The following is a 24998-nucleotide window of genomic DNA, read 5'->3' on the forward strand; positions in this document are numbered from 1 at the left end:
GCCTTTAAGGTGAGTCAGTAAAGTCCTTCTTTCGTTTTTTCGTCAATATTTGTTGACGAACGCTATGAGCGTCAACTATTGTTGACGAATGACAGATATAAAATCACTTCCATCACCGAACAACCCCGAAGAAGCACTTGCTGCTGCAGTTGCGCTTCGTTACATGGCTGATAAGTTGGAAAGAAAAGCCGTCAAAGAAGCAATTACTCAAGGATGGAGTTGGTCGCAAGTCGCTGAAGCACTGGGCGTTTCAAAGCAAGCGGCCCATAAACGCCATGCGGCATCCATTCAGAATACAATAGGGTCGAAAAGGAAAAAGTAATGTTTAAGCGTCTCCTATTACGTTTTCGAGATATGAAAACCATTGGAAAATTGATACCCGGAGCAGATGAACAGGCAAATATCATGGGTGAAGAAAAACCCGGTGCTGAGCACTTTGTGCTTTCTGCGCTCTGTCTGGAAGATGGTACGGCCAGGCGAGCATTTGGCAAATTAGGAATCGATTACAAAAAATTTCAGAATGCCATTAAAGCACAGTATGATGAGGCGCTAAGCTCTGTCGGTATCAGTGGGCAAGTTTCTGATATTGGGCATGAGCTTATAAAATCAGATAAAATCCTCCACGACTCACAGCCTTCAGGTCAGGATTTAATAAAATCCCTTTATACGTTGAAAAAAGAGGATAAAAACCGTCCTCTACAAGGAGCCCATGTAATAATCGTGGCTGCTTCCATAGAGTATGGCGTAGTACCGAGGACGTTTAAAGTTCTGGGAGTTGACAGAGAAGCGATAGCTAAAGCAGCTAGAGACGAGCTTGTCTCAATATAGTATGAAGCAACTTACATCTGACAAAGCCAGCCAGAGGGACTCGAAAAATCTCGCTTTGCTCTGGTTTCTATGTTCCTGCTGGCGGCGTTAGGCGCTAATCATGGATTCGAGTCTGAAACTATTTTTCAGCGGAGTGGCAATATTACTTACGTTTGTCGCTTTCGTGCCTTATATTCGCTCAATATTGGCAGGTATTACAAAGCCTCATGTATTTTCGTGGGTGATTTGGGGTACTACAACCGTTATTGTTTTCTTTGCACAACTTGAAGCCAAAGGAGGCATAGGCGCATGGCCCATTGGTGTGTCCGGCGCTATCACAACATTTATTGCTGCATTGGCATTCATTAAATGTTCAGATATTTCCATAACCAGAACTGACTGGTTATTTTTCTTATCGGCGCTTGCGTCGTTGCCATTTTGGTACTTCACTTCTGATCCATTATGGGCGGTAGTGGTTCTTACTGCCGTTGACCTGCTTGGCTTTGGTCCCACTATCCGAAAGGCTTATGATTTTCCGCATGAGGAAAACATTCCCTTCTTTCTACTGTTTATGGCAAGAAACACCTTCGCACTATTGGCACTGGAGTCTTATTCGGTAGCAACAGCTTTATTCCCTTTATCAGTTAGTTGTGCTTGTTTATTTTTGCTTATTATGGTCAGTTACAGACGTAAAGTGGTATGTGTCTGACAAGTCAAGGCAACAGCTCGCTGCTTGAGCCATGCAACAGAAATGTTCAAAATAACCCATGAAAATTGAAACCGCTGAAATCTCAGATATTCCTGCCCTATGCGATCTGTTGGAATCTTTATTCCGTCAGGAAGCTGAATTCAAACCATTTACAGGCTCAAGGATTAAGGTCTGTCATTGAGAATGATAATGTCGGGGATATTTTAGTCGCTCGGGATAATGGCTGTATTGTTGCTATGGTCAATATTTTATACACGGTATCTACGGCTCTGGGTGCGCGTGTCGGAATATTGGAAGATATGGTGGTATCTGATACTGTCCGAGGTTCTGGTATTGGGAGCCAGTTACTCGAACACGCGTTAATATTTGCCAAAGGGAAGGGCTGTCAGCGTATTACTTTACTCACTGATCATGATAATACGTTAGCCCATCACTTTTACCAGAAGCATGGTTTTGATCTTTCTACTATGGTGGTTTTTCGTCAATCTATGGGCTTTTAAGTCAATCGCGACAAATCCTGTCAGTTACTCATTTATCTTCAGCAAGATCCACACAAAAACATCAGTTAGCGATTGCTTTAAGTCGCTGACTGATGTTTCAATATTCGCTAATTAACCAGATAAAAAAGAAGGAGGTGTCTATCGTAAGCATTTAAATCATAAATTAAGTCGCTACCCCTGAGGTGCTGGTAACACCCAGAGGCAGCTAACCATCATCGATAATCCGAGTATCAATATATGGCTTCGAACAATATTACGCCAGAGCTTCGCTCGGCTAAAGAAAAATTTCTTTATTTTCATGATCTTACGGCCTGTAATCGCATTTGCGGCGCCAGGTTTTTTTACGCCTTCAATTCTTTCCGGCTCTCGGGTCTGAACCTTCATTTTCCGTCGTTTTTTCATTATCGGGGTATTTTATCCCGAGGTGTTTTGACGTCCGGATGCTTGTCTTGTTTGAAAACTACCGGAGGTTTGAGCTATGAACCCGAGTCACAATGTCTCTGATATTAAAGATGGAGAGAAAAAAGAAGGCGTTGATCCACTGGATATGCATCAGCTCAGTCAGGCCTTTGAATGTTTCCGGCACCGCAGCGCATTTGTGATGACGGCACTGGAGCATATGGCCTTTAAAAATGAGCGCTCTTTGCATCACAAAGATGTGGCTTATGGTGCGGGCTATTTTATCTCTGACCTGATGGATGAGCTGCAGCTGATCCAGAAAATGGTGGATAAAGATCTGAAAACTGGCGATTAAACTTCAACCCTGTTTCTGAATGGCAGGGTATTGAGTGATTTAAATGCTTTGCCGGTAGGGACGTCACCGGTGTCGTATTCTGTGGAGGGAATACGGCACTTCCGGTATGGCGCGCTGCTATCGGAATGATATGACAACCACCCATCTAACAGAACGGGGCGATTCGATTTGGCCATCTGTATCAGGCTGATTGTGTCCTGTGGTTCTGAGATGCGGTGGACTGGTAACGAGGGATGATATGATGTTACCCAGAGGCTGGTATAAAACCAGCGAAATTAGCGTCTGGTTACTGAGCGATAAATTAGACCAGGCCATAGGAAAAAATCACGTCTTATACGGTCGATCACTTCGGATTATTGCCCATGAAGATCTGGTCAACAGTGGCCGGTTACTGTGCTGGCACCCGGACGAAGAGAACCTGTATACCCTGCTGCAACTCAGCTGGGTACGAACCTCATCTGAACTGTGTCATGCCCCGCCCATTGTAGAAATGCAGGGCAGTTTTCAGGATTTTCTGGCTTATACCGAAGCAGAACAACTGAGCGATTAAACCGGGCTATCAGGCTGAAGGGTGTTGTGCTGTTGTTATGTCGTGTGGCCAGAGCGGGGAGTGGGCTTTCGGGCCGGTATTCATTGCTGATTGAGGTGATTGCCCCGTATGCCAGCCTGACGACATGGCTTTTACGCAGCGCGCCATCAGAAATATCTCATACAGTCTGTTAGCCGGTGTCAGCAGGAGCATTATTTTGAGTAAGACTGATCTATCCAATACCGGGCCAGATCCGGTGATAAAACCAGGTAAACGACGTTATGTGCTCAACCCGGATGAAGAATCCCAGCGGCTGTTATTCAGGCCGGAAAGGGCGCTATGCGATGAATCGGGTTTACTGAAAGGTGCCGAAGAGCGCGGCGTTGAGTCCGGTATAGATGTGGGTATACAGAGGGGGATCTCAATCGGAGAGAAACGGGGTATAGCCGTGGGCGAACGTCAGGGGCAGGTTAAGGTGCTGACTCGCCAGCTCTGTCGCCGTTTTCGAATATCGCCAACGGAGGCCGTGGCCAGAGTGCATTCTGGCTCTGCTGAGCAGCTGGAGCAGTGGGCGGATAATATTCTGACTGCGCAAACTCTGGAGCAGGTGTTTGAGTTGAAAGAGGGAGAGCAGCGGCTACCGGAGTATATACAGATGCCCTGAGCTTAAGGCAACAGCAGAGTGGTAATGTGCCTGGTTGACATCGTTTTTCAGGAGATTGCTTTGCAAAAGGCATTGGCAAAGACCGGGGCTTTGTTTTACAGTGATGCTGTATATTTAACCAGTTAAGGCTTATTGGCCATAGGAGATCATCATGGATGATGTGATTCACTCTGCTGTTACTTTGCCTGATCCGTGCAATGATCAGGTATTCAAGCGTATTTTTGCTGATTCTCCCGAGTCAGTGCTGTCGCTTTTCTGGCTTTTTAATTGGCGAGCGGCCAGGGCATAACCGCCATCTGCGCCATCCACAAAATGAAAGTGGTCGACACCACTCTGAAAAATCAGGCAGGTCAGAAGGGCGGCTGTGGATACGTTAGTGCCATAATACAAGCTGCCTTTTTCATATTCGTCCTTAAGGCAGGCTTCCAGTTTTATGCGCTGATCCTTAGTGCCTGCCAGTACCATACGCAGCATATCATCAAACTTGCGATGGTCTGAATTGGCTACCATATCACGTTTGTATTGCCCCCAGTTATAGCCACTGATGGTAATGCATCTATTCATCATGAAACTGCCAACTGCTGCAATAATACGCATTTTCAGGGTGTACCAGAATTTGTAAATCGGGCTTTTATTCTGAGTGAATAAGCGATGCTCGCTGGCCAGTTTCTCTTTGGAATAGGTCATTTCCATTTTTTCGGCCTGAAGCGGGTGATGTTCATCCCGGCTGCCGTATATTTCTGTAATGTGATCCATCAGGCGGCGGTATGTCCGGGTTTGTTCTTCCAGAGTATCGCAGCGTGCTTCTATAAGCACAGAGACGGTTTCCTCTTTAGGGCTTGGAATGCGGTCCCATCGGCACTGAAGACCTGAAAAATCAGCATTAGCGATAATATAGTCTGGTATGTTGTAGCGTTCAGGGCACTGTTTTATCCAGTTCTCGGCGGCCTGAAGTCCTCCGCCCGTAAATGATGCCTGAGTTGCTCCCGGACTGATTTGTAGTTTATTCACCAGAAGAGGGATGTGATCGCCAGTCAATACGGCGACAGGAACGAAGCCTGTACGAAGCTTAAGATTATAAGCCTGTTCGGAAATCGCAGCCGTGCCTTTCAGTGCGGCCAGACTGACTTCAAGGTACTCGGGAGGTACGCATAAAGACGCGCCATCTCCGCCAAAGATGTAGGGAATTTCCAGACGCTCACAGGCATTAAGCACAGCAATAATGCAACTGGCTCCCAGGGTATTAACATCCTGGTAACGGTTGTTTTCGATAGCCTGAGTTGAGCCTTCAATATCAGCCACCAGAACATACCAGTCCTCAGGAACCTGTTTATAACTGTTCAGATCCATCAGATCCGAAAAAGCTGATACGGCAGGCAGATCCCGGTAAAACAGCGTGTTTTCACCAGTACTGGTGGCACTCATGGCATGTCCTCATAATAACTCTGTTCAGAATTATACGCAGGTTGCCCTGGTTCTGGTCCATGAAAAATGTATTTTTCCGTTATCGTTAGATTATAAGGCGTATTTATCACGGTGTTACCAGATAATCATGGGCCGTTAACATAGCTGAAGGCCTGGAAGATAGCTTCAGACAAACTCTGATCAATTTGCTATTTATTCAGCCACTTACTCATGATGCGGATAAGGTCGTCGGCCTTAAAGGGTTTACTAAGATAATCATTCATACCTTCTGACAGACTCTTTTCCCGATCACCATCGATCGCATTAGCAGTCAGGGCGATAACAGGCAGTTGTTCAGGACTGTACTGCTGGCGTATTTTTCTGGTTGCGGTATAGCCATCCATGACTGGCATCTGTACATCCATCAGAATCAGGTCATATTGGTGTTGAGTTAACATCTCAAGTGCTTCCTGACCGTTTTCTGCAGTGTCCGGGACAATGTTAAACTGTTCCAGCATGGCCGTTGCTACAAGAGTATTAACCGGATTGTCTTCTACCAGGAGAACTCTGGCCGACGAAAAATCCGATTTGTGTGTATCTGAAAGCAGAGGTTCTGGCAGAGTATTACAGGGTGTTTTCTCTGGTATATGATCTGCTTCCATAAACGGCAGGCGAACAGTAAAGGTGCTGCCTTCTCCGGGGGTACTATCAATAGCAATACTGCCCCGCATCAGTCCACAAAGTTGTTTGCAAATACTTAACCCTAGCCCGGTACCACCAAAATGACGGGTGGTGCTATCATCCGCCTGAGTGAAGGCGTTGAATAACTTTTTCTGGCGATCAGCAGGGATGCCTGGCCCGGTATCCGTTACCCGGACCTCCAGCATATATTTATTATCAGAATAACCGAGTAGATTGATATCCAGCCGTATCTGGCCTTCAGAGGTAAATTTAATCGCATTGCTGACCAGATTAACCAGAATCTGATGGAAACGCAGAGGGTCGCCATTGAGCCATTCGGGCAGGTCGGCGGCCCTGCTAACGGTAAAAGATAATTGCTTTTCTGATGCTTTCTGATGATTCAGGTGGTAAACCTGAGTTAAAACATCGTCCAGATTAAAATCAATCTGCTCGATTTTCATATGCCCGGATTCTATTTTTGAAAAATCCAGAATGTCGTTAATCAGGTGCAAAAGATTATCCGCAGACAGGCGTACTTTCTCGAGATAATCTTTTTGCGTATGGTGCAGCTGGGTTTGTAATACCAGATCGGTCAGCCCAAGGATGGCATTCATAGGGGTTCGAATTTCATGGCTGACGTTGGCCAGGAAACGACTTTTATGCTGATTCGCCTGCTCAGCCATCTCCAGGGCATCTTCAAGCTGCAGTGTCCGCTGTTGTACCAGTTCTTCCTGGTTTTTAAGCAGATGCTGAAGCTCCTGATTAGCCTGAAAAAGCTCAGATGCTTTTTGTTCTAACAGATGCTCTGCTTCCTTCCGGGCGCGCTTTTCGCGGCTCAGTCGACGTTCAAGTCGCTTGATGTCATCCGTCATGCTTTATCCGGATATCAAATAAAGTGCTGTACAGAATATCGCTGTCTTCGGATTGAAAGCTGACATCAATATTGGTATCGAAATGTTCTGCAGCACCGTGAATAAGCCCCAGCGCAAGTCTGGAGAAGGGGCGTTTCGACTGATAGCGCATCAGTAAGTTATGTTCGCTCTTTCTTTCTGTCTGAAATACTGGCAACTCAGCACGAGGATAGAGTTTCATGACCTCTTCATGTACAACGCCGTCAACAACTTCAAGGAAAGAAAGCAGGTCTGAATGGGGGGCAACCAGTGTGGGGTATTTAGCGATCAGTTTGCTGAACAGGTGCTTACCAAATGCTGTGACGAGATCATCAACCGGGACGCCTGTGACTTCGCTTAGTGCGGTCACCATAATAATCATGTCTTTATGGTTATAATACCCGACACTGGTAAAAGCGCCCTCTGTACTGAGTCCGGGAGCATCCAGTACATCGTCCAGCACATCTTCTGAGAATGCCGTCTCAACCATTTCTGCAAATTCAGTAAAAACAATTCCCAGCATAGTGTTCTCCATGACTTTGATGAGTTTGTCGGATTAACCGTATTTTCAGATGACAGTATGTAATGTAAGGTTATTCTTATTTCCTGAAATGAACAATATAAATCAATAATATAGCAGAGTCTCTGTGAGTCTGAGCCATTAATATCGCATTGATAATTGTATCCCGCCACCATTGTCCAGGCTGTTATTGCTGAAGCCAGTCAGAGCATAAGGCATGACTGACCATGCAGAACCTAACTGGCATCGGGCGTATACCATTAGCTCATTAATGGCTGCTATCCCCGGATAAATGCTTTGCCTGTGATCATAGATGACACCTGGTTTGCACTGGGCTTTATTCTGATACTGGAGTCCCGCAGCCAGCATATAAGCATCTTTTGTACTGATACTGTGCCGATGGCCAGACCATCGGTAACCGGCACTGAGTATGGTCAGCCATTGAGGTTGACTCCAGTAGGCATCCAGCACCAGATCAAAATCAGGATCATGGTCACTGATACCGGTTGATGATTCAGCCGTAGCAAGCCTGACACCTGCCGTCAGATCTAAAAAAATACCCTGTCTGGCCGCCTGATCCCAGTTCAGTTCTCTGGTCATTGTTATCCGGGTATCTCCCCAGCCTTTGTATCGGGTATCTTCTGTACCAGAGAGTTGCGATAGCCCTGAGTCATTATCAGATATCCCGGCAGGGCCTTCTGAGTCCATGTAGCTATTGCTGATTTTGACGGACCAGCTTTCGGTATGCCACTTCAGAGCCAGGAACTGACTGTGTTGTCTGGTGTTATCGTCATAGTCATATTTTCCCTGACTGTATTCATAGCCAGTACTGATAATAAAGCCAGAGGCATACAGATCCAGGGAAAAACAGGCTGAGGTAATGGCAAGCCCGCAAGCCGAAAGAAGGTTTTGACAGTGTGACGTGAATTGTTTTTCCATCATTGAGTTTTCCGTTTCTGATGCCTCTGGCAGATAATTTTATCGTTCTGGTCTGCTATCCGGTCTGTCCGGGCGCTGAGGTTTATCCGGACGGTCGGGTCTGTCTGTTCGCTCTGGCCTTTCGGGGCGCTCTGCTCTGTCCGGGCGAGACGGCCTTTCAGGTCTGGTGGTACGTTCCTGGCGTTCTGGCCGATGATCATTTCCAGGGTTGTCCATGCGCTCAGGGGCTGATGACGGCCGATCTGCAGAGCGGTGAGAGTGATCAGCTGAACGTGATGCCCCGGAGCCAGATGCCTTTTCCATAGCACGATCCCGCTGTCTGTCTGGATGCTGCATGCCATAACTGACCGGGACAGATGATCTTAACTGATCAACTCTGACCTGGTTGTCTGGCATCTTCTGGCTGTCAATAATGATATTGCCTGTTCTGTGCCTGCCTGAGTCGGGGGATATTTTCAACTGTCTTTCCCTTAAATCAGGCAGATAGCGTGCTTCCAGCCCTGAGTGTTGTCCTGTGCCCTCAACAGAGAAGAAGCGAATATCAGTCCGGGTTGTCAGAGGAGTAATAGATTCCACTTTTTCCAGACTAACCTGGCCATTGTTCACGCTCAGAGACAGGGTGGCATAAGTATCCCCCCTGTCAGTCAGACGCTTGTCTTCAGTATTCTCTATCGCCGGAGGGCGCTTCAGCACAAGGCTATTCAGAGTCAGAGTTGTCTCGTTAAGGGTGATATGCCCTCTGACGAGAGCCGCCTGATCCACCGTCGCTCGTTGAATATGACTGGCGACGATAGCCTGATCACTATTTCTTATCCCTGATACAGCCAACCATTGACCGGGCTGTGGTAACTGGCTAAGCACATGTTGTCCTGCAAAAATCCGCTGTTGAAGAATAGTAAAACTCCCGCTGCTCTGATCAACAGAAGACACCGGACCAATCACTTCGTGGAATATCTCTATTTTTTCAGCAACGATCTGCTGGCCTTTTTTACGGGCTGTAATGACCGCCGTCTGGCCCAGCTCAATGTTTTCAAGATCTGTTTTCTGGCCATTAACCGTTACCAGAGTTGCCTCGTTAAACTGAATATGGATACCATTTACCCAAATACTGCCGTAATCGTGAATGGTTCCTGCAACGGCAATATACTCACCGTTATTCAGTTTTTGCAGCCAGTTACGGGTTTGAGGGCTTTCAGTGCGCATCCCTGTGCCACCAATGCCTTTCTCATCCTCAGCCAGTTGTAACCCTGTGCCTCCAATTCCCTGGTCTTCAGAATGCTGATCAATGCCTGTGCCTCCAATACCGCTGTCATCAGAGTTCTGGTTGATACCGGTGCCTCCGATACCTCGTTCATCTGATTTCTGGTCAATACCCGTACCACCAATACCCTGGTCATGGTCCGCTTCAGTGATCAGTGTTTCAGATGGAGTGGTTATATCTGAATGACCTGAGCTTCTATTGGCTTCAGGATGATTCGATATCTCAGGGTGTGCCTGGCAGGCAATCAGAGTTATAGATAGCAGAGCTGTCAGCAATATATGGTTAAAGACTGTCATCGCTTACTGTCCCTGTTTCGGGTCGTCTTCATTCTTCTGGTAAAAGAAGGTGCCCATCGTCATACGGTAACTGGCGTCGGGTTTACCCTCATCCTGATCAGAAAGCCTGAGAGCTTCTTCATTAACTTTTTGCAAAGCTTCCATCGCGACCTGGCCCGATAGAGCTTTTAGCCGAGCAACAGAATCATGGGTGAGCTGGTCATAAAACACCGCACGTTCAAAAAACTTATCTTCAACGCCTGGCATCAGATTGTGAGCACCTGCCGCAACGTGATCCCGGATATTACGCCCGAAGAAATGAGCTCTTTCATCAAAGTTTTTTTCTGTTACAAAGGCATCAGTTTCCAGCACAACCTCGTCCGCATCATTCAGAGTGACCAGACCTGCGCGTAACCATTCATCCAGTACGGCTCTGGGGCGTACATCTTTATTTATTGATTCAACGAGTTGTTCAAAACTGATCTCAGATGAATCACTTCGCATTCTGGGCAGGGAAAGTGGTTGATGTTGCTGATTCAGGTATCTGGGATCACCAAGCCATATACCTAATAAACGGGCGCCAAGAGACGCTTTACGATCTCCGGGCTCGGTATTTTCAGGCTCCTCAAGAATGCGTTTTACATCTTTTCTGTGTACTCCACTGACGACACTGATTCGACTCAGAGTCTGACGTTTGCCGTCAACCTGCATCTCATCATGTACTACTTCGACAAAAATATTTTTAAGCAAATTGCTCAGGTAAGGGTAGGTAATACCGTACTCAAGCAGTAATCTGATCAGTGGTCGAAGGATTTTTTTCAGAGCTTTTACAAGCGATGCAGGTGGTTCAGGAGTACTCATTGTTAATCCATTCTCTTTATATCGTATTAAGGCGGGATTTTATCCCACTTTCTCTATTATGGCACGAAAGAGAGTAGGAGGGAGATTTGACTGTGCTGCAGATAATTAAGGTTTCTCCGTGTTACAGGAAGATTCGCCCTATAAAATAGTCTGTCAAATGATTTTATTGAGAAGCCAATCGAAGGGAATCGATTCAAAAGGGACTCATTGCTTTTATTGAATCACCATATGAGGCTGGTGATAAGCTGATGCCAGAATGCCTTTTGCTACCAGATCCCTGTAGCTATTCATCAGTCTGTCCATCACCTGATCTGTATTTTTTATTGAGGTGCTAATGTGAAAATACAGTGGCACATGGGCGAGGGTAGCACTACTGATATTCATCGCTTTGCGATGTAACTCTTTTTGTCCGGCCTGGAAATTCACATCATACAGCAATGCAAAATCAACTCGCCCCGATTCCAATAAGCGAATCGCACTGCTGAAGTTATCCAGCTCGACAGTAGTGATCTTGTTTTCCGGTTCGGCTAACCAGCTTCTCATGCCACCATAGCCATAGCCTCGCATCACCGCAACTTTACTGTTTTTCATCAAGTCTTTGCTGACAGTAAATGACTCAATATCTGAGAATCGACCTGTATGAAAATAAAGATTCAGAATCATTTCTGATACCGGGTCCGGGCTGGTCAGCACTGTACCGGATTGTTCCAGCAGTGGGTTCTTCACCAGAATACTGCTATTGAAGTGGCCGTCGGCCAGAGATTTCATAACTCGTTTGGTTGGCACTATATAGCCTCGCCAATGATATCCGGCATGTCTGACGATGATGTCATATAAACGAACCAGCTCACCTGAGACTCGTCCTTGAGCGTCGTGCTGATAATATGGCGGAAACTCAGGTCCAACAAGAATAAGCTCTTGTCCGGCCAGCAGTCGTTCTGGCAGGCCGAGACAAAGAATCAATAACAGAAGAGATCTGAGAATAGCAGGGCAGGTCATAATCATCGGCTATCTTTCCCTGAGTGCACAATTAATCACATGATTACAAGAATACCCAGGAAACGTAATGAAAAGTATGTTTTTGTTAATTTTTATACCTTTGGATATATGGCTGGTTATTCAGAACGTCGCTTTTATCGCAGCAGAGTAAGCACCTGAGCAAAAATCTTGCTGCAAAATACCAGATCCTTATCCCGTCGCAGACGATTGAAGATTGATATCTCTATATGTCGCAAAAAGAAAATAAGGCGTCATCAATCAGTAATGCTGATGTCTGCTATAAGAACAATTCGTTTTTCGGCAACCGCCATACTATGCAGAATAAGGCTCACTCCAGAACGGCCCTTGCGCAGGTTAGCAGGTGATGGAAAGCAGATGCTTAACCATCTGTACTGAATGAATTTTTGAGGAGATTACAATGGAACTGATTATCGGCAATAAAAACTACTCATCCTGGTCATTGCGCGCCTGGTTCATGCTGAAGGCATTTGATCTGCCTTTCACTGAGAGACGACTGGCCTTGTTTGAAGATGAGTTTTATAACGAAATTGCCCGTTACGCGCCATCAGGTAAGGTACCTGCATTGATTGATAATGGTATTAAAGTGTGGGATTCACTGGCAATTTGTGAATACGTCAATGATAACTATATAGAAGGAAAAGGGTGGCCTGCAGAGGTGGCAGACAAAGCGATGGCCAGATCGGTGGTTAGTGAAATGCACTCCGGTTTTTTTGCACTTCGCAATGAGTTGCCCATGAACTGTCGGGCAGTGCGGCGTGTTGAGCTGAGTGATGATGCCAGAAAAGATATTGGCAGAATAGATGCCATGTGGCAGCAGTTAAGAGCGCAGAACGCTGGGAAAGGCCCCTGGTTATTTGGTGAGCTATCAATTGTTGATGTTTTTTATGCGCCCGTTGCCATCCGCTTTAAAGGTTATGGGATCTCGGTTTCGAAAGAAAGTGAGCAGTACATATTACATATTCTGAATCATCCGGCTATTCAGTTATGGGTTTCTGATGCAGAAAATGAGCAGGAGATTATTGAAATCGCTGAGGCAGGAGAACCCGCGTAGATCAGACTTTATCTTTGTTTCTTCATGTTTGGCAGACTCCGGTCTGCCTTTTTTGTTTTCCTGTAAAAAATATTCTAGACAAAAGTCGTGCATCCTCAGGTAAAAGATAATCGCTTTGATACAAGTCAATATGATATCGGGCTGTTTCTTTAGGATGACAAATGCCGTCAAAAAAATAATACAGAAAAGAATTAAAGATAATAATTAAGGTAATGCTTTTTCTTATCTGAAGGCGGCAGAGTTCACTTGATGAGGATAAAAAAATTGAATGCAAGACAACCTGCCTCCTCGGATATGAGGATCTTTGTCTCAGGAAATGAAGCTATTGCAATGGCTGCAAGGGATTCATGCGTAAAAGTAGCTGCGGCCTATCCTGGGACTCCATCCACCGAAATTCTGGAATATATAGCCGATTATTCTGATATCTATTCAGAGTGGTCTATTAATGAAAAAGTATCGCTTGAAGTGGCTATTGGTGCTTCTCTGGCGGGTAGCCGGGCTTTATGTGCCATGAAGCATGTGGGACTTAATGTCGCTTCTGATGCGTTGATGACACAGACTCTGATAGGGGTGTCCGGAGGTCTGGTAATCGTTGTCGCTGATGATGTGGGGCTGTCATCTTCGCAGAATGAACAGGATTCCCGTTACTGGGGGCGATTTGCCCATGTGCCTGTACTTGAACCGTCTGATACTCAGGAAGCCTATGATTTTACGCGGGCAGCATTTGATCTGTCAGAAGAGTATCAGGTGCCGGTGATCGTTCGGGCAACGACGCGAATCTGTCATGTTAAGGGGACATTGCTGACATCCCCGAAAGTGGAATGGACGCCAAAAGCGGGTTTTGAAAAAGATCCGGCCAGACTGGTTATGGTGCCGGGTAATGCAAAACATCGCATTCCTTTGATGCTGGAAAGAGATCAGCAACTGGCGAAAGCTTCTGAAATCAGTTCTCTGAATCGCTATGAAGAGGGCAGTAATACTGCTCTGGGCTTTGTTGTCTCTGGAGTGGCCTACCAGCACGTTAAAGAAGCTTATCCTGATTCGCCCGTGCTGAAGCTGGGCTTATCTCATCCCGCTCCGATTGAAAAGATTCGGATATTCCGCCAGAAAGTAGATCGTCTGGTGCTGGTAGAAGAAGTCGAACCTTTACTGGAAAAAGAGCTGAAAGCGGAAGGTATTCAGCTGGAAGGTAAAGACATTCTGCCTCGTCAGGGTGAATTAACCCCTGAAGTGCTTAAGCGTTCAGTAGAGGGTTTGGTTGAAAGAGAAGAAAAACCAGCTCCTCGAATCATTGCGGCAGACAAGGTATTTCCGCGACCTCCAACCATGTGTGTTGCCTGTCCTCATCTGGGGGTTTATTACACGCTGTCGAAGATCAGAAATACCTATATTTCCGGTGATATTGGCTGCTATACCCTGGGAGCTGGCCATCCGTGGAATGCTCTGGATACCTGTATCAGTATGGGAGCCTCCATGGGCGTTGCTCTGGGGTTGGATAAGGGACGTCAGCCAGAAGATGAAAATAAAAAAGTGATTGCTGTAATCGGGGATTCCACGTTTCTTCATATGGGAATGCAGGGATTACTTGATCTGACATATAACAAGGGTAATGCAACGATATTATTGCTGGATAACAGAGCTGTCGGTATGACCGGTGGCCAGGATGCACCATCCAGTGGCATTAACCTTCAGGGAGAAAAAACATCCAGGGTTGATTTCCCGGGACTGGTTAAAGCACTTGGTGTTAAGGAAGAAAGAATTCATAAAGTTGATCCTTATGAGCTTCCGACATTATTTAAAACATTAAGAGATGAAACAAAAGTTAATGACGTCTCTGTTGTTATCACAGATCAGCCCTGCGTACTGACGGAACGCTATAAAGCTATGCAACCGCTGAAAGTTGAGGATAAGGATTGCACGGGTTGTGGTAACTGTCTCGATGTGGGGTGTCCGGCTATTCTGGTTTCCCGAAGAGAAACGGTTGTTAAGCCTAACGGAAAAGAGAAAGAGCTGGCGTTTGCCACCATTGATACTGCTGCATGTACCGGATGCAATCTGTGCGTTAATACCTGTGCTCCGGATGCCATTATTCCGGCAGAGAATCTGATTGAGAATGGTTATGCCATGCCAGAGATCATTAATGCTGCTGCACCCGCTGATACTGTGGAGGAAACAGAATAATGAATGCAGAAAATATAACCAATATTCTGGTCGCGGGCATTGGTGGTCAGGGTGTGATGACTGCAGCGGAGATCTTATCTGAGGCGGCTTTGTCTCTGGGCTATGATGTGAAAAAAACAGAGGTAGCCGGTATGGCACAGCGAGGTGGGGTAGTGACCTCTCATGTGCGCTTTGGCCCTGTGGTTCGCTCTCCTTCTATTCTGGCTGGTGAAGCCGATTTGCTGGTTGCTTTTGAGCCGGCAGAAGCCCTGCGCTGGGTCAATCATCTGAGGCCATCCGGTATTGCTATGGTGAACTCTTTTCGTCAGGCCCCGCCCGTTGTCAGTACAGGGTTATTTTCTTATCCGGATGATCCAGTGGGAGAGATCCATGCAGGGGGGAAGGAAGTTCATGCATTTAATGCCGGAGAAATTGCGCTGAAACTGGGTGACAGACGGCTGATTAATACCATCATGCTCGGAGCCATCTCGGAGCAGTTGCCTTTTGAAACATCTTTGCTTGAAGACAGTGTTCTGAAACGTTTTGCTCATAAATCTGAAAAACTGCTGGAATTGAACAGAGAAGCTTTTGCTGCCGGTCGTGAAGCGGCCCAGGCCAGTTAACCCATTTGAAGATACTCGTCAGAACTTGCCAGCTCTTTGGAGCTGGCTTTTTTTCTGAACTTTTATAACAGCAGGCTGGGGATTTTTTCAGGACTGATCTGTCATAGCGGTGGGCTCTGAGGTAGAATGCGCTGGTTTTTTCTCCTTTAAACCTGAGGTTGTTGAATGTCTGCTGAAGATCCTAAAGTTGGTTTTGTAAGTCTGGGTTGTCCAAAAGCGCTGGTTGACTCTGAGCGTATCCTGACTCAGCTACGTACTGAAGGTTATGAGATTTCTTCGACCTATGACGGTGCTGATCTGGTTGTTGTCAATACCTGTGGTTTCATTGATTCCGCTAAAGCTGAATCTTTGCAGGCCATTCAGGAAGCTCTGGAAGAAAACGGCAAAGTTATTGTTACCGGGTGTATGGGGGCGGATGAAAGTGAAATCCGTGAGATTCATCCGGATGTACTCAGTGTCTCCGGGCCTCAGCAGTACGAGCAGGTTGTTGGCGCAGTACATGAGTATCTGCCTCCTAAGAAAGACCATGATCCTTTTGTTGATCTGGTTCCACCACAGGGTATTAAACTAACGCCGCGCCATTATTCCTACCTGAAAATATCAGAGGGATGTAACCACCGCTGCACATTCTGCATTATCCCGTCTTTACGAGGGGATCTGGATAGTCGTCCCGTTGGCAACGTGATGGATGAAGCTCAGCGCCTGGTTGATGCCGGTGTTAAAGAGTTGCTGGTAGTATCACAGGATACCAGTGCATATGGGGTTGATCTGAAGTACAAGCTGGGTTTCTGGCAAGGTCGTCCTATGAAAACCCGACTGAAAGAGTTGTGTCAGGCTTTGGGAGAGCTGGGTGTCTGGGTGCGTCTGCATTATGTTTATCCTTACCCGAGCGTGGATGACATTATTCCTCTGATGGCAGAAGGCCTGGTTGTACCTTATCTGGATGTTCCTTTACAGCATGCCCATCCTGAAGTACTGAAAATGATGAAGCGGCCGGGGGCTATCGACAAAACTCTGGAGCGCATTAATAAGTGGCGTGAAATCTGCCCTGATATTGTGATCCGTAGTACCTTTATCGTTGGTTTTCCGGGTGAAACAGAAGAGCATTTTGAGTACCTGCTGGACTTCTTGCGTAAAGCGCGTCTGGACCGTGTGGGTTGTTTCACTTATTCGCCTGTTGATGGTGCTCCGGCTAATGATCTGCCTGGTGCTGTTCCGGAAGAGGTGAAAGAGGAGCGTCTGGCTCGCTTTATGGAAGTTCAGGCGCAAATCAGTGCTGAAAAACTGCAAGAGAAAATTGGTAAAGAGATGGATGTTATTATCGATCTTGTTGGTGCTGATGGTTCCATTGGTCGAACTAAAGGCGATGCACCTGAGATTGACGGTGAAGTTCATCTGCTGGATCAGACTGATTTTCAGCCCGGTGATGTTGTCAGAGTACGTATCACAGATGCTGATGAGCATGATCTGTGGGCAGAAACGATTGATTGATACTAAGTGTAACACCTGAGATTGCCCGATCTGAGAAGACGTATCCGGATCGGGTAATATGGTTATCCATAAAAAAGGCCCGCTGTTCTGCAGCGGGCCTTTTTTATAACAGCAGATTAAAAAACTATCTGCTTATAATGCTGGATTCTCTACAGCAACCTGCCAGGCCTTAAATATCACGCCCAATCCTGAGACCAGTGCCACAGCAGGAAGAATGATTTGAGAAGTAACAGCAGCCAGAACAGCAATAACTGCTACAACTGTAGTCATCACCATGTTAATCAGTAAGTTGGAAGAGTAGCCCATCTTTTTGCTCCTGTTAAAGAAGAAGTGTTACGATACTACTCAATATTAGCATTGACGGTGTTTTGCTGCAATGCGAAAGAGGTGTATTCTGCATGTATGGCGAATATTTAGTTTTTTATTCTGAATACTATTGTTTAATCGAAAATATTTTCTGATACCCTGCCTTTGTTAACCTGTAATATCTCTCTCCGCACGATAAACCACTTTCTGCCATTGTAATAACGTGTTGAACTGTCCTCTGGAAAGAAGAGGTTGCCCCTCAAATAACTGATAACTGACAGAGGTAAATTCAAGCACAGGCAACAGATCATTGCGTTCTTTCAATGGCAGCAACTGATCTGTAATAATATCGAGCACGATGTTATCGGGTTTATATAATAAAGCGATATGAGCCTGCCCGGTTTGCTTTTGCATAGCATAAACAAAGCTGAAGGCCGTTTGCGGCATACCCTGATTCAGCAGCGCCTGATATTTGCTAAGTGCAAAATCTTCGCAATCTCCCTTGCCGCTGTTCAGTAGTTCAGCCAGACGCAACCAATGATCACGGCTTTCCTGGATGTACTGAATCCTGGTATTGAAGTATTGGTTTGTCTGGGTAATTAACTGGGGTAATGTCGCAGATGAATGACTGGCACTGACAGTAAAACTCAGAACAGTCAGAATACCCGCGATCAGAACTTGCAGCATAATTTATCCTTAGCTCATTATTTACCAGAACTGTGAAATTGTCAGAAAGAGTGTTTTCTGGATTTTAATCATCGTCTGGCTGGCCGGACAGTCATATTACGAAACTTAACAAAACTCTGTGTTCAGGAGCTGTGTACCTTGTCTTTACAGGACTTTATTCAACGCCATCTTCTTGATGTTATAGCATTCAGCTGGTTTGTACTCTGGTGGGCTGCTTATTACTACTATTCACGCTGGGCACTGAGGCGGGAGACTTGTCTGGCAAGAGTGATGCACAACTATCGTTATGACTGGATGAGTCGTTTGCTGGAGCGGGAAATTCGTATTGCTGATACCACTATTATGACTCACCTTGAGCGCAATGGTGCTTTTTTTGCCTCTAGCACACTGCTTATTCTGGCGGCTCTGTTTACTATGCTGGGTGCTACCGATCAGGCTATTGGAGTGCTTTCGGAGCTTCCGTTTTCTACATCCGATAGTCGATTGGAGTGGGAGCTGAAAATTCTGCTATTAATAACCATTTTTGTTTACGCTTTTTTTACCTTCAGCTGGTCAATGAGACAATATAATTTTTGTGCCATTTTGATTGGTGCAGCTCCAATGCCTGACGATGAAAGCGTTACAGCTAAAGCGCGTAAAGCTTATGCGGAACATACTGCTGATCTGATTGATTTGGCCGCTAATCAGTTTAATTATGGTCTCAGAGCCTATTATTACGGGCTTGCGGTTCTATGCTGGTTCTGGCATCCGGTTATTTTCATGACGGCTACAGTGCTGATTTCCTGTGTTTTATATCGTAGAGAGTTTTATTCTAAAACGCTGAGAGCACTACGGGCCGCCAGGGATGATCGAGTCGAATTTCTCGGGATTATCCGTTAAAGAGTTCTTCATTGTCATGCAAATTATTTTAAGCCGGAAAGGATTTGATTCCAGTGCAGGAGGGATACCTTCGCCGATTATGCCAGATGGTACTTTACTGCCTCTTCCAATTCCGCAGGCCGATGGGCCAGTTAAGTTCTCTGCTCTTAAATACTCAGGGATGACATTATCCGGTCTTATTAAACAGCTGGGAGGTAAATGCTGGCGTTCTGGCTGTCACCTTGATCCGGATATTATGCCCGGATTGACCGTGCGTTCGAATGACTGGCAACCATCGTTAGGGCAGTATGGTGCCGCTCAGAATCATCTGTCTATTGAAGGTGTCGGTGCAGGCGACCTGTTTCTGTTTTTTAGCTGGTTCAGGCAAACCGAATGGTACCGGGAAAATGGCAAAAAGCAGCTGCGCTTTATTGCTGATGCGCCGGACCTGCATGTGATTTATGGCTGGCTGCAAATCGGGCAGATTATCAGCAATCCTCACCTTAATCCTGAAGCGCTGGCTTTTCTGGGCAAACATCCTCATCTGCAGAAGGCTTATGACAGCAATACCATTTATTTGCCAGCTGATAAACTGACACTATTTGGTGAGGGTGTCAGTGGAGCAGATGCTTCTGGGGATATCACGGAGCTACCCGGAGCAGGCTGCTTATCTCATCTGGTCACTAATCAAGAACAGGCTGGAAAGGCGCTGATCAAGCAGGCAAAAGACAGTTTCAGGCCTGTAAGGCAGCTGACTGTACCGGGACATAAACGCACGGTATGGCAGTTACCGGAGTGTCTTTGGCCAGAGCACAGTAAGAAAGTGCTGAGCTATCATCGTAAGCCGGAACGCTGGATAGAGCAGGGGCAGACAACAATTCTGCAGTCGGCATTCAGAGGACAGGAGTTTGTTGTTCAGAGTAAAGATAATCAGGCCGTCCGTGACTGGCTAATATCGCTGTTAGCAGAGTAAAGCTGTCAGTCACCTGGTGACGATTCCCCTGTTTTTTCGTGAATAAAATGCCGTAACTTTTATCAGGGATAACCCGGTGAATCTGTAAGATCCATCGGATACTCTGATTTTTGCCTGTAATCTGCCGGGATGATCATAAGCTTGTTCTCCACTATAGGGTAACCTTGATAAGGAGAATAAGCATGGATACTGATTTTCATTTTTTTGGTACAGGAACAGCGGCTGCCCACGGCGGTTTTTCAAGTGATGAAGCCACATTAATCGCCAATGCTGCTGAATTTGTTGACTTTTTTGATTCCAGCTACTGGTCATACTGGCGTTTAAAAGAGGGTAGTGAGTCAAGACTGCGTATTGATTACCCTCACTTATCCTGTCAGACCATCGACTGGAAAATGGTGGCAGATTATGACGAAAATATCTGGAACGCCTTCCACTTTCCTCCTGGTAACAAGCCCCATAGAGAGAAAGAAAAGCTGCAGGATTACCTGGGCGGTGTACCTGTACCAGACTGGGTTGATGACTTTAAGCATCAGCATCTGTGCCGCAATACTCGTCTGGCTGCAGAAGTGGAGCCTTTCCTCTGTCGGCCTTTTAGTCCATTTGCACTGCATATGGCACTGGATACTATCAATAAATATCGGGCAATCAGTCAGGCAGATCAGCATCAGCTGAAAGAGCTGTTGAAGAAGTACCTGGGTGCAGTTCCGCATCTTGCACCATCTGATGCTAAATCACTAGCTCTGGTTTTTCTGGGTATACGTATGCATGTACTGGCTGACACCTGGGCTCATCAGGATTTCAGTGGTATTGCCAGCAAAGATATCAATGCAGCCGGTACGTTTAATGATGTCTATGCCAGCAAAGAATTTCCTTACGTGTTGGAAGATACCACATGGAAGGGCACTTTATGGGCACTGGGCAGTGATACGGATTGTTCTGCAGCACCAGATGTTCCCGGCGATGCGGCTTGTCGTGGTCATGGCCAGATGGGACATTACCCGGATTATTCCTGGTTAAATTTTGTTTACCCTGCATCCTGGCTGAAGCAGGGGCATTATCTGGTTCGCAATAATCCAGAGCAATACAAACAGGCCTGGTACTGGCTGAGTACGGTTATGGCCAGTTGCCGGGAAGATATTAATACCCGGCAGGATCTTAATCTTAAACCCGCCCCTTCTATCCCTGCGGATATTACCCGCAGTATCACCTCATACCACAAGCTGGATAGCAGCAAACTGTCTGCTGTCGCTGAAAGTGAAAGGGTCTGGCAGGACACGCTTCTGGCGGGAGATCTGGATCTGAAAAAGCGCTGGAATCACAAAGCAAACGTATTTGACGACAGCATGCGCCAGAATCTTGGAGTAATTGGTGAACTACCGACAACGCGTCTCGGCACTGTTGATATTCGTGCCGGGAGTACTCTGCATTTGATGGAACTGGCTTCAGCGCTCCATTACCAATGGTGTCTGGAGTGGGCTGGGAAACACCCTGATTTCTACTGGAGACCTGTCGCAAAAGGGGGGTAATAAGTTGTCATAGAAAGTAATAAAAGGGAGTGTATTAGCTCCCTTTTTTATTTTTCGTCAGATTTTGAAATATTTGATAAATACTTATTTTTTATATGTGTTGATGATTTGTGATATCTGTCAGAAACAGACTATACAGTGGGATGGGTTGAAGTTCTGTAACTTCTTGTAATGTTTGCTGGTCTGAGTAATTGTCAGTAATTTTTATTTTATACTCGGTTTGATAGTTTAAAAATGATGGTGAGATTGATAAATATCCTGACTTATTGCCTCAGCCAGATATAGGTTTTAAATAAAAGGATTTTTCATGTTGTTTGATTTTTTTAACCATAGAAATGCACAGTACCTGGCTATTTTTACTCTTTCTCTGGTCAGTATCTCTGTGTCAGCAGAAGCGCTTAGCGAAGCAGAGATAAATCAACTTAATGATCAGCTTCATAAAGCAAGTGAGACTTATGTTTTACTTGAAAATCATGTTCAGTGTTATGCGGAGCAAGACTCTGTTTTTCAACAGCGTAGTAAATTATTGCAAGCTAAGGCAGGTGATTTACATAAAGAAAAACAGGCGCTATCTATTAAACTAGAAACAAGCCAACAAGAAAAAGAGTCTTTTTTACAGGAAGTAGATAAGGCTCAGAATGATGTTCATGACCTGACGCCAAAAATTCTGCATATGAATGCCCGGATTCAAGCCGCTGAGCATGCTCTGGAAGAATGTAAGGGAAAAAAGTGGATACCAAATTTTTTATGTGATTGGGCCGGCGAAATTTCTGGGCTTAAAAAAGAGATGCGCCACCTTTATGCTGAAAAAGAAACACTGGGTATAAGGCTTGATATCGCCCGGGCTCACCTGGAGGAATCCAGTATGCGATATAAACAAGCAGAAGAAAAATTTAAAGCCACCGAAGTTAAATCTGAAGAAAATAAAAACGATATATTAAAAACAGAGACTGATATTAAACTAATTAAAAAATCCCTGATGGAACTTCGTACAGCCAGACAAGAATATTTTATAGAACTCAATAATTTTGAAAAAACATTTAATGAATTTAAAGCTCTTGATCCTAACTCTGAGCGTCGTTTTGTTATTCATCGATTGCGACGTGAGTCTGAAAAATTATCCGAACAGTTGATCCAGGCTAGTAGCTTATCTGGTATGAATGGTCTTTTACTACCCAGTGGTGAACGTATCTGTATTAATTGATATTTTGTTTTTTTATCGGTATCTGAACAAAGCTTTACTATAAAATGCTACGGTATTATCCAGCCGGTGACAGGGGAGGGTGAAGTTTTTTGTTCAGATCCATGTTTTTACTACCCAGTAACGCAGAGGAAGCAGTCATGTCTGAAGAAAAACAAATCATAAGTATTGAATTTGATGTTAATAAACGAATTGATCAGAATGTAGAAAAAATTCTGAAAGAAGAACCTATAACCCTGCCTGATGTTGGCAACCCTTTAGTTAAGGATTATATCCGGAAAATTGAAGGTACTTATGACGTTTCTCGTTCTAAAGAGGATACAGATAATGCCATTGATCTGCTTTATATCGCTTACAATACGACACCGCAATCAAGAGGCCTCATTCGGTCAGAGATTGATGACTTAATGGCTCGTCTGGTTAAAGCTCAGCAGGAAAGTGAGCGTCAGATGCGTAAGGCTTTGTCTGATGCATCGACAATACTGAGTGACTTGCCTGGCACATTTGAAGACTGGAATATTGCTCGTAACAGCAAAGACATAGAAGAGCTTAAGTATTTTATTGGTCAGGATCTGAAGGACCAGGCAGAGGATATTCAGGGCCGTGCTAAAAAAATCAGCGATAACCTTACAGCTATTGCTGAGACTTATGATGGCATTATTTCTGATACGACTAAAACGGTGCATAAGAGTGAAAAAGCGCTGGCTGAAGATCTGGCAGATAAGAGCAAAATTGAGGATGAGATTAATCGGAATAATGCTCAGCGAGAAAAGCTGCAAAAACTGGTTGATGATCTGAAAGCCGATATCACTAAATATGAAAATATGGCCAAGGAGTATAAATCTCAGGCTGAAACAGCGGAGAAGCGTGCATTTATTATGTCTATTGTGCGTGTCGGAGCGCAGATGATTTCAGCCGCGATTCCTGCGATCACTGCTGGTATTACTGGAGCTGCGACAGGAGGTGCTTCTTTAGTGGCGGCATCTGCAACAAATACTGCCCGCCAGCTGGTGAATACGGAAACCGCTGCAACCGATGATGATAAAACAGCTGAAGTGATTCAGACAAAAAAAGATATTGCAGATAAAAAGTCTGAAAAAACTACTGCAGAGCGAGAAAAAGCTGAACTGGAAGAAAAAGGAAAAACTCTTAAACAAGAAAAAGAAAAGGTTGAAGCAGATGAATCACTGGATGCAGAGACCAAAGAAGTGAAGGTTGCTGCAGTAGAGAAGCGTATCGAAGATAACGATGCTAAAATCAAAAAGAAGGAAGCGGTGATATCTGCTGCGACCACTGCTTTGAATGCCCTGAATGAGTCATTAAAGTCCCTGAGTGAGAACATGGATAAGATGACAGAGAAACAGGAAGAGCAGGCTAAAAATCTGCGAGATTTACAGATGCAGATGCTGAAAAGGGTTGAAGCCTATGAAACGGAGAAGCGGAATCAGGCTGCAGAGCTGGTTAAAATTACTGCATTATTGAAAGGCCAGCGTACTAAGGAAGAAACGATTGAACTGGCTATTAAATCCCTGAACCTGAGTCTGAAAGCTCTGAAACGCATGCGTGAGATTGTGGTCGAGATTTCATTCTTCTTTAAATCCTTTGCTGATTTTATGACTCTGGTGATGGAAAACGCTGACCGTCAGGCAGCCATAATTCAAAAAGCTATAGGCAGAGATCGGTTAACCAGAAGTTTTACCAATCGCCTGAAGCGAAATACTGATGACTTTTTTGTTACACAAATGGCCGAATGGCAAGCTATTGAGCTGGTTTCGGCGAAATTTGTTGATAACTTCAATGATGGCTGGAGTAAGCTGAATAAATTGAGCGGTAATTATTTGACTGGTGATGAGCTGAAAGCTTATCTGAATGTTGCTGCCAACAGAATTGATGAGATTTCTTTCCGTCGTAAACAAGCTTCAATAGACAAACTGGCTGAGCTGAATCGTTATCGCGATCTTATTCAGTCTGAAGCTTAAAATAGCTGATTGGCTCAGATGGCCGTAAATGCGGCCATCTGAAAAGAGACTATCCATGACTCTGTGTTATTGCCTTTTTAGTTAAACGTACACCTTCGCCTATTTCCTCCTGCATCCCAATTCTGCCCCCGATTTTCTGAGTAATCTTTCGGATTACTGCTTTCGAATTTTAATATGACCGAATTAAGAAACAAATAGTTGTGCTTTTTACGGTTTTTTGTCCGACATAAGCAATATAAATTGTAACTATTCAGCCCGCTCTCAACTATTTACTACCTTGACGAATAGTTGAGATCTGTCAGTTTATGCATAGCAACAGACATTGAAGA

Annotated in this window: 25 protein-coding genes; 16 read left to right on the forward strand and 9 right to left on the reverse strand. The window is 45.2% G+C overall.

What is annotated here, in order from left to right; all coding sequences use genetic code 11:
• Positions 1-88: 88 nt before the first annotated feature.
• From H4O21_RS21490 to H4O21_RS21520, 7 genes are all read left to right on the forward strand, one after another.
• Positions 89-322: a helix-turn-helix domain-containing protein gene (locus H4O21_RS21490; RefSeq protein ID WP_182811035.1), complete on the forward strand. Its 234-nt coding sequence runs from the start codon at positions 89-91 to the stop codon at positions 320-322.
• A complete protein-coding gene (locus tag H4O21_RS21495) occupies positions 322-828 on the forward strand; it encodes a Clp protease N-terminal domain-containing protein (protein ID WP_182811037.1) in 507 nt (168 codons plus the stop codon). The genes H4O21_RS21490 and H4O21_RS21495 overlap by 1 nt, the downstream gene beginning before the upstream one ends.
• A gap of 100 nt (positions 829-928) precedes the next feature.
• Positions 929-1516: a hypothetical protein gene (locus H4O21_RS21500; protein WP_182811039.1), complete on the forward strand. Its 588-nt coding sequence runs from the start codon at positions 929-931 to the stop codon at positions 1514-1516.
• Positions 1517-1581: 65 nt separating this feature from the next.
• The gene (locus tag H4O21_RS21505; protein ID WP_220495790.1) at positions 1582-2016 is read left to right on the forward strand and encodes a GNAT family N-acetyltransferase; all 435 of its coding nucleotides are present in this window, start codon (positions 1582-1584) and stop codon (positions 2014-2016) included.
• Between the two features lie 478 nt (positions 2017-2494).
• Positions 2495-2770, forward strand: coding sequence for a hypothetical protein (locus H4O21_RS21510; RefSeq protein WP_182811041.1), 276 nt, complete (start codon positions 2495-2497; stop codon positions 2768-2770).
• A 238-nt stretch (positions 2771-3008) separates the two neighbouring features.
• On the forward strand, positions 3009-3320 hold the full coding sequence (locus H4O21_RS21515) for a hypothetical protein (protein WP_182811043.1): 312 nt from the start codon (positions 3009-3011) through the stop codon (positions 3318-3320).
• 196 nt (positions 3321-3516) lie between these two features.
• A complete protein-coding gene (locus H4O21_RS21520; protein ID WP_182811045.1) occupies positions 3517-3963 on the forward strand; it encodes a DUF4351 domain-containing protein in 447 nt (148 codons plus the stop codon).
• Positions 3964-4164: 201 nt separating this feature from the next.
• On the opposite strand, the gene H4O21_RS21525 is transcribed toward H4O21_RS21520, so the two are convergent.
• From H4O21_RS21525 to H4O21_RS21555, 7 genes are all read right to left on the reverse strand, one after another.
• Positions 4165-5388, reverse strand: a complete 1224-nt coding sequence (locus tag H4O21_RS21525; protein WP_182811047.1) for a DUF3095 domain-containing protein — start codon at positions 5386-5388, stop codon at positions 4165-4167.
• Positions 5389-5576: 188 nt separating this feature from the next.
• A complete protein-coding gene (locus tag H4O21_RS21530) occupies positions 5577-6920 on the reverse strand; it encodes an ATP-binding protein (RefSeq protein WP_182811049.1) in 1344 nt (447 codons plus the stop codon).
• Entirely contained in the window at positions 6910-7461 is a 552-nt protein-coding gene (locus H4O21_RS21535) for a heme NO-binding domain-containing protein (RefSeq protein ID WP_182811051.1), read from the reverse strand. The genes H4O21_RS21530 and H4O21_RS21535 overlap by 11 nt, the downstream gene beginning before the upstream one ends.
• Positions 7462-7599: 138 nt before the next feature.
• The gene (locus H4O21_RS21540) at positions 7600-8400 is read right to left on the reverse strand and encodes a hypothetical protein (RefSeq protein WP_182811053.1); all 801 of its coding nucleotides are present in this window, start codon (positions 8398-8400) and stop codon (positions 7600-7602) included.
• 36 nt (positions 8401-8436) lie between these two features.
• The gene (locus H4O21_RS21545) at positions 8437-9954 is read right to left on the reverse strand and encodes a DUF5666 domain-containing protein (protein WP_182811055.1); all 1518 of its coding nucleotides are present in this window, start codon (positions 9952-9954) and stop codon (positions 8437-8439) included.
• 3 nt (positions 9955-9957) lie between these two features.
• Positions 9958-10794, reverse strand: coding sequence for a DUF6502 family protein (locus H4O21_RS21550; RefSeq protein ID WP_182811057.1), 837 nt, complete (start codon positions 10792-10794; stop codon positions 9958-9960).
• A 213-nt stretch (positions 10795-11007) separates the two neighbouring features.
• Complete coding sequence (locus tag H4O21_RS21555) at positions 11008-11799, reverse strand: transporter substrate-binding domain-containing protein (RefSeq protein WP_182811059.1); 792 nt, start codon at positions 11797-11799, stop codon at positions 11008-11010.
• Between the two features lie 412 nt (positions 11800-12211).
• On the opposite strand from H4O21_RS21555, the gene H4O21_RS21560 reads away from it, so the two are divergent.
• From H4O21_RS21560 to rimO, 4 genes are all read left to right on the forward strand, one after another.
• The gene (locus tag H4O21_RS21560; protein ID WP_182811061.1) at positions 12212-12865 is read left to right on the forward strand and encodes a glutathione S-transferase family protein; all 654 of its coding nucleotides are present in this window, start codon (positions 12212-12214) and stop codon (positions 12863-12865) included.
• Positions 12866-13195: 330 nt separating this feature from the next.
• Positions 13196-15046: a thiamine pyrophosphate-dependent enzyme gene (locus H4O21_RS21565; protein ID WP_255487410.1), complete on the forward strand. Its 1851-nt coding sequence runs from the start codon at positions 13196-13198 to the stop codon at positions 15044-15046.
• Positions 15046-15648: an indolepyruvate oxidoreductase subunit beta gene (locus H4O21_RS21570; RefSeq protein ID WP_182811065.1), complete on the forward strand. Its 603-nt coding sequence runs from the start codon at positions 15046-15048 to the stop codon at positions 15646-15648. The genes H4O21_RS21565 and H4O21_RS21570 overlap by 1 nt, the downstream gene beginning before the upstream one ends.
• Positions 15649-15813: 165 nt before the next feature.
• The gene (gene rimO / locus H4O21_RS21575) at positions 15814-17139 is read left to right on the forward strand and encodes a 30S ribosomal protein S12 methylthiotransferase RimO (RefSeq protein ID WP_182811067.1); all 1326 of its coding nucleotides are present in this window, start codon (positions 15814-15816) and stop codon (positions 17137-17139) included.
• A gap of 132 nt (positions 17140-17271) precedes the next feature.
• Here rimO and H4O21_RS21580 read toward each other — a convergent pair whose 3' ends face one another.
• Together H4O21_RS21580 and H4O21_RS21585 are read right to left on the reverse strand one after the other, a co-directional pair.
• The gene (locus H4O21_RS21580; RefSeq protein WP_182811069.1) at positions 17272-17445 is read right to left on the reverse strand and encodes a hypothetical protein; all 174 of its coding nucleotides are present in this window, start codon (positions 17443-17445) and stop codon (positions 17272-17274) included.
• A gap of 168 nt (positions 17446-17613) precedes the next feature.
• Positions 17614-18132, reverse strand: a complete 519-nt coding sequence (locus tag H4O21_RS21585) for a transglutaminase-like cysteine peptidase (RefSeq protein ID WP_182811071.1) — start codon at positions 18130-18132, stop codon at positions 17614-17616.
• A 138-nt stretch (positions 18133-18270) separates the two neighbouring features.
• Here H4O21_RS21585 and H4O21_RS21590 point away from each other — a divergent pair, with 138 nt between their 5' ends.
• The 5 genes from H4O21_RS21590 (at position 18271) to H4O21_RS21610 (ending at position 24669) form a co-directional block, all read left to right on the forward strand.
• Positions 18271-19011 carry a DUF599 domain-containing protein gene (locus tag H4O21_RS21590; RefSeq protein ID WP_182811073.1) on the forward strand — a complete coding sequence of 247 codons (741 nt, stop codon included), beginning with the start codon at positions 18271-18273 and terminating at the stop codon, positions 19009-19011.
• Positions 19012-19027: 16 nt separating this feature from the next.
• Positions 19028-19963 (forward strand): Nmad3 family putative nucleotide modification protein, encoded by a 936-nt coding sequence (locus H4O21_RS21595; RefSeq protein WP_182811075.1) that lies wholly within the window; start codon positions 19028-19030, stop codon positions 19961-19963.
• 182 nt (positions 19964-20145) lie between these two features.
• The gene (locus H4O21_RS21600) at positions 20146-21489 is read left to right on the forward strand and encodes a DUF6765 family protein (RefSeq protein ID WP_182811077.1); all 1344 of its coding nucleotides are present in this window, start codon (positions 20146-20148) and stop codon (positions 21487-21489) included.
• Between the two features lie 307 nt (positions 21490-21796).
• Complete coding sequence (locus tag H4O21_RS21605; protein ID WP_182811079.1) at positions 21797-22693, forward strand: coiled-coil domain-containing protein; 897 nt, start codon at positions 21797-21799, stop codon at positions 22691-22693.
• Positions 22694-22830: 137 nt separating this feature from the next.
• Complete coding sequence (locus H4O21_RS21610) at positions 22831-24669, forward strand: tyrosyl-tRNA deacylase (protein WP_182811081.1); 1839 nt, start codon at positions 22831-22833, stop codon at positions 24667-24669.
• Positions 24670-24998: the final 329 nt, after the last annotated feature.

The sequence above is a fragment of the Oceanospirillum sediminis genome (assembly GCF_014164585.1).
GTDB classification, from domain to species: domain Bacteria; phylum Pseudomonadota; class Gammaproteobacteria; order Pseudomonadales; family Halomonadaceae; genus Oceanospirillum; species Oceanospirillum sediminis.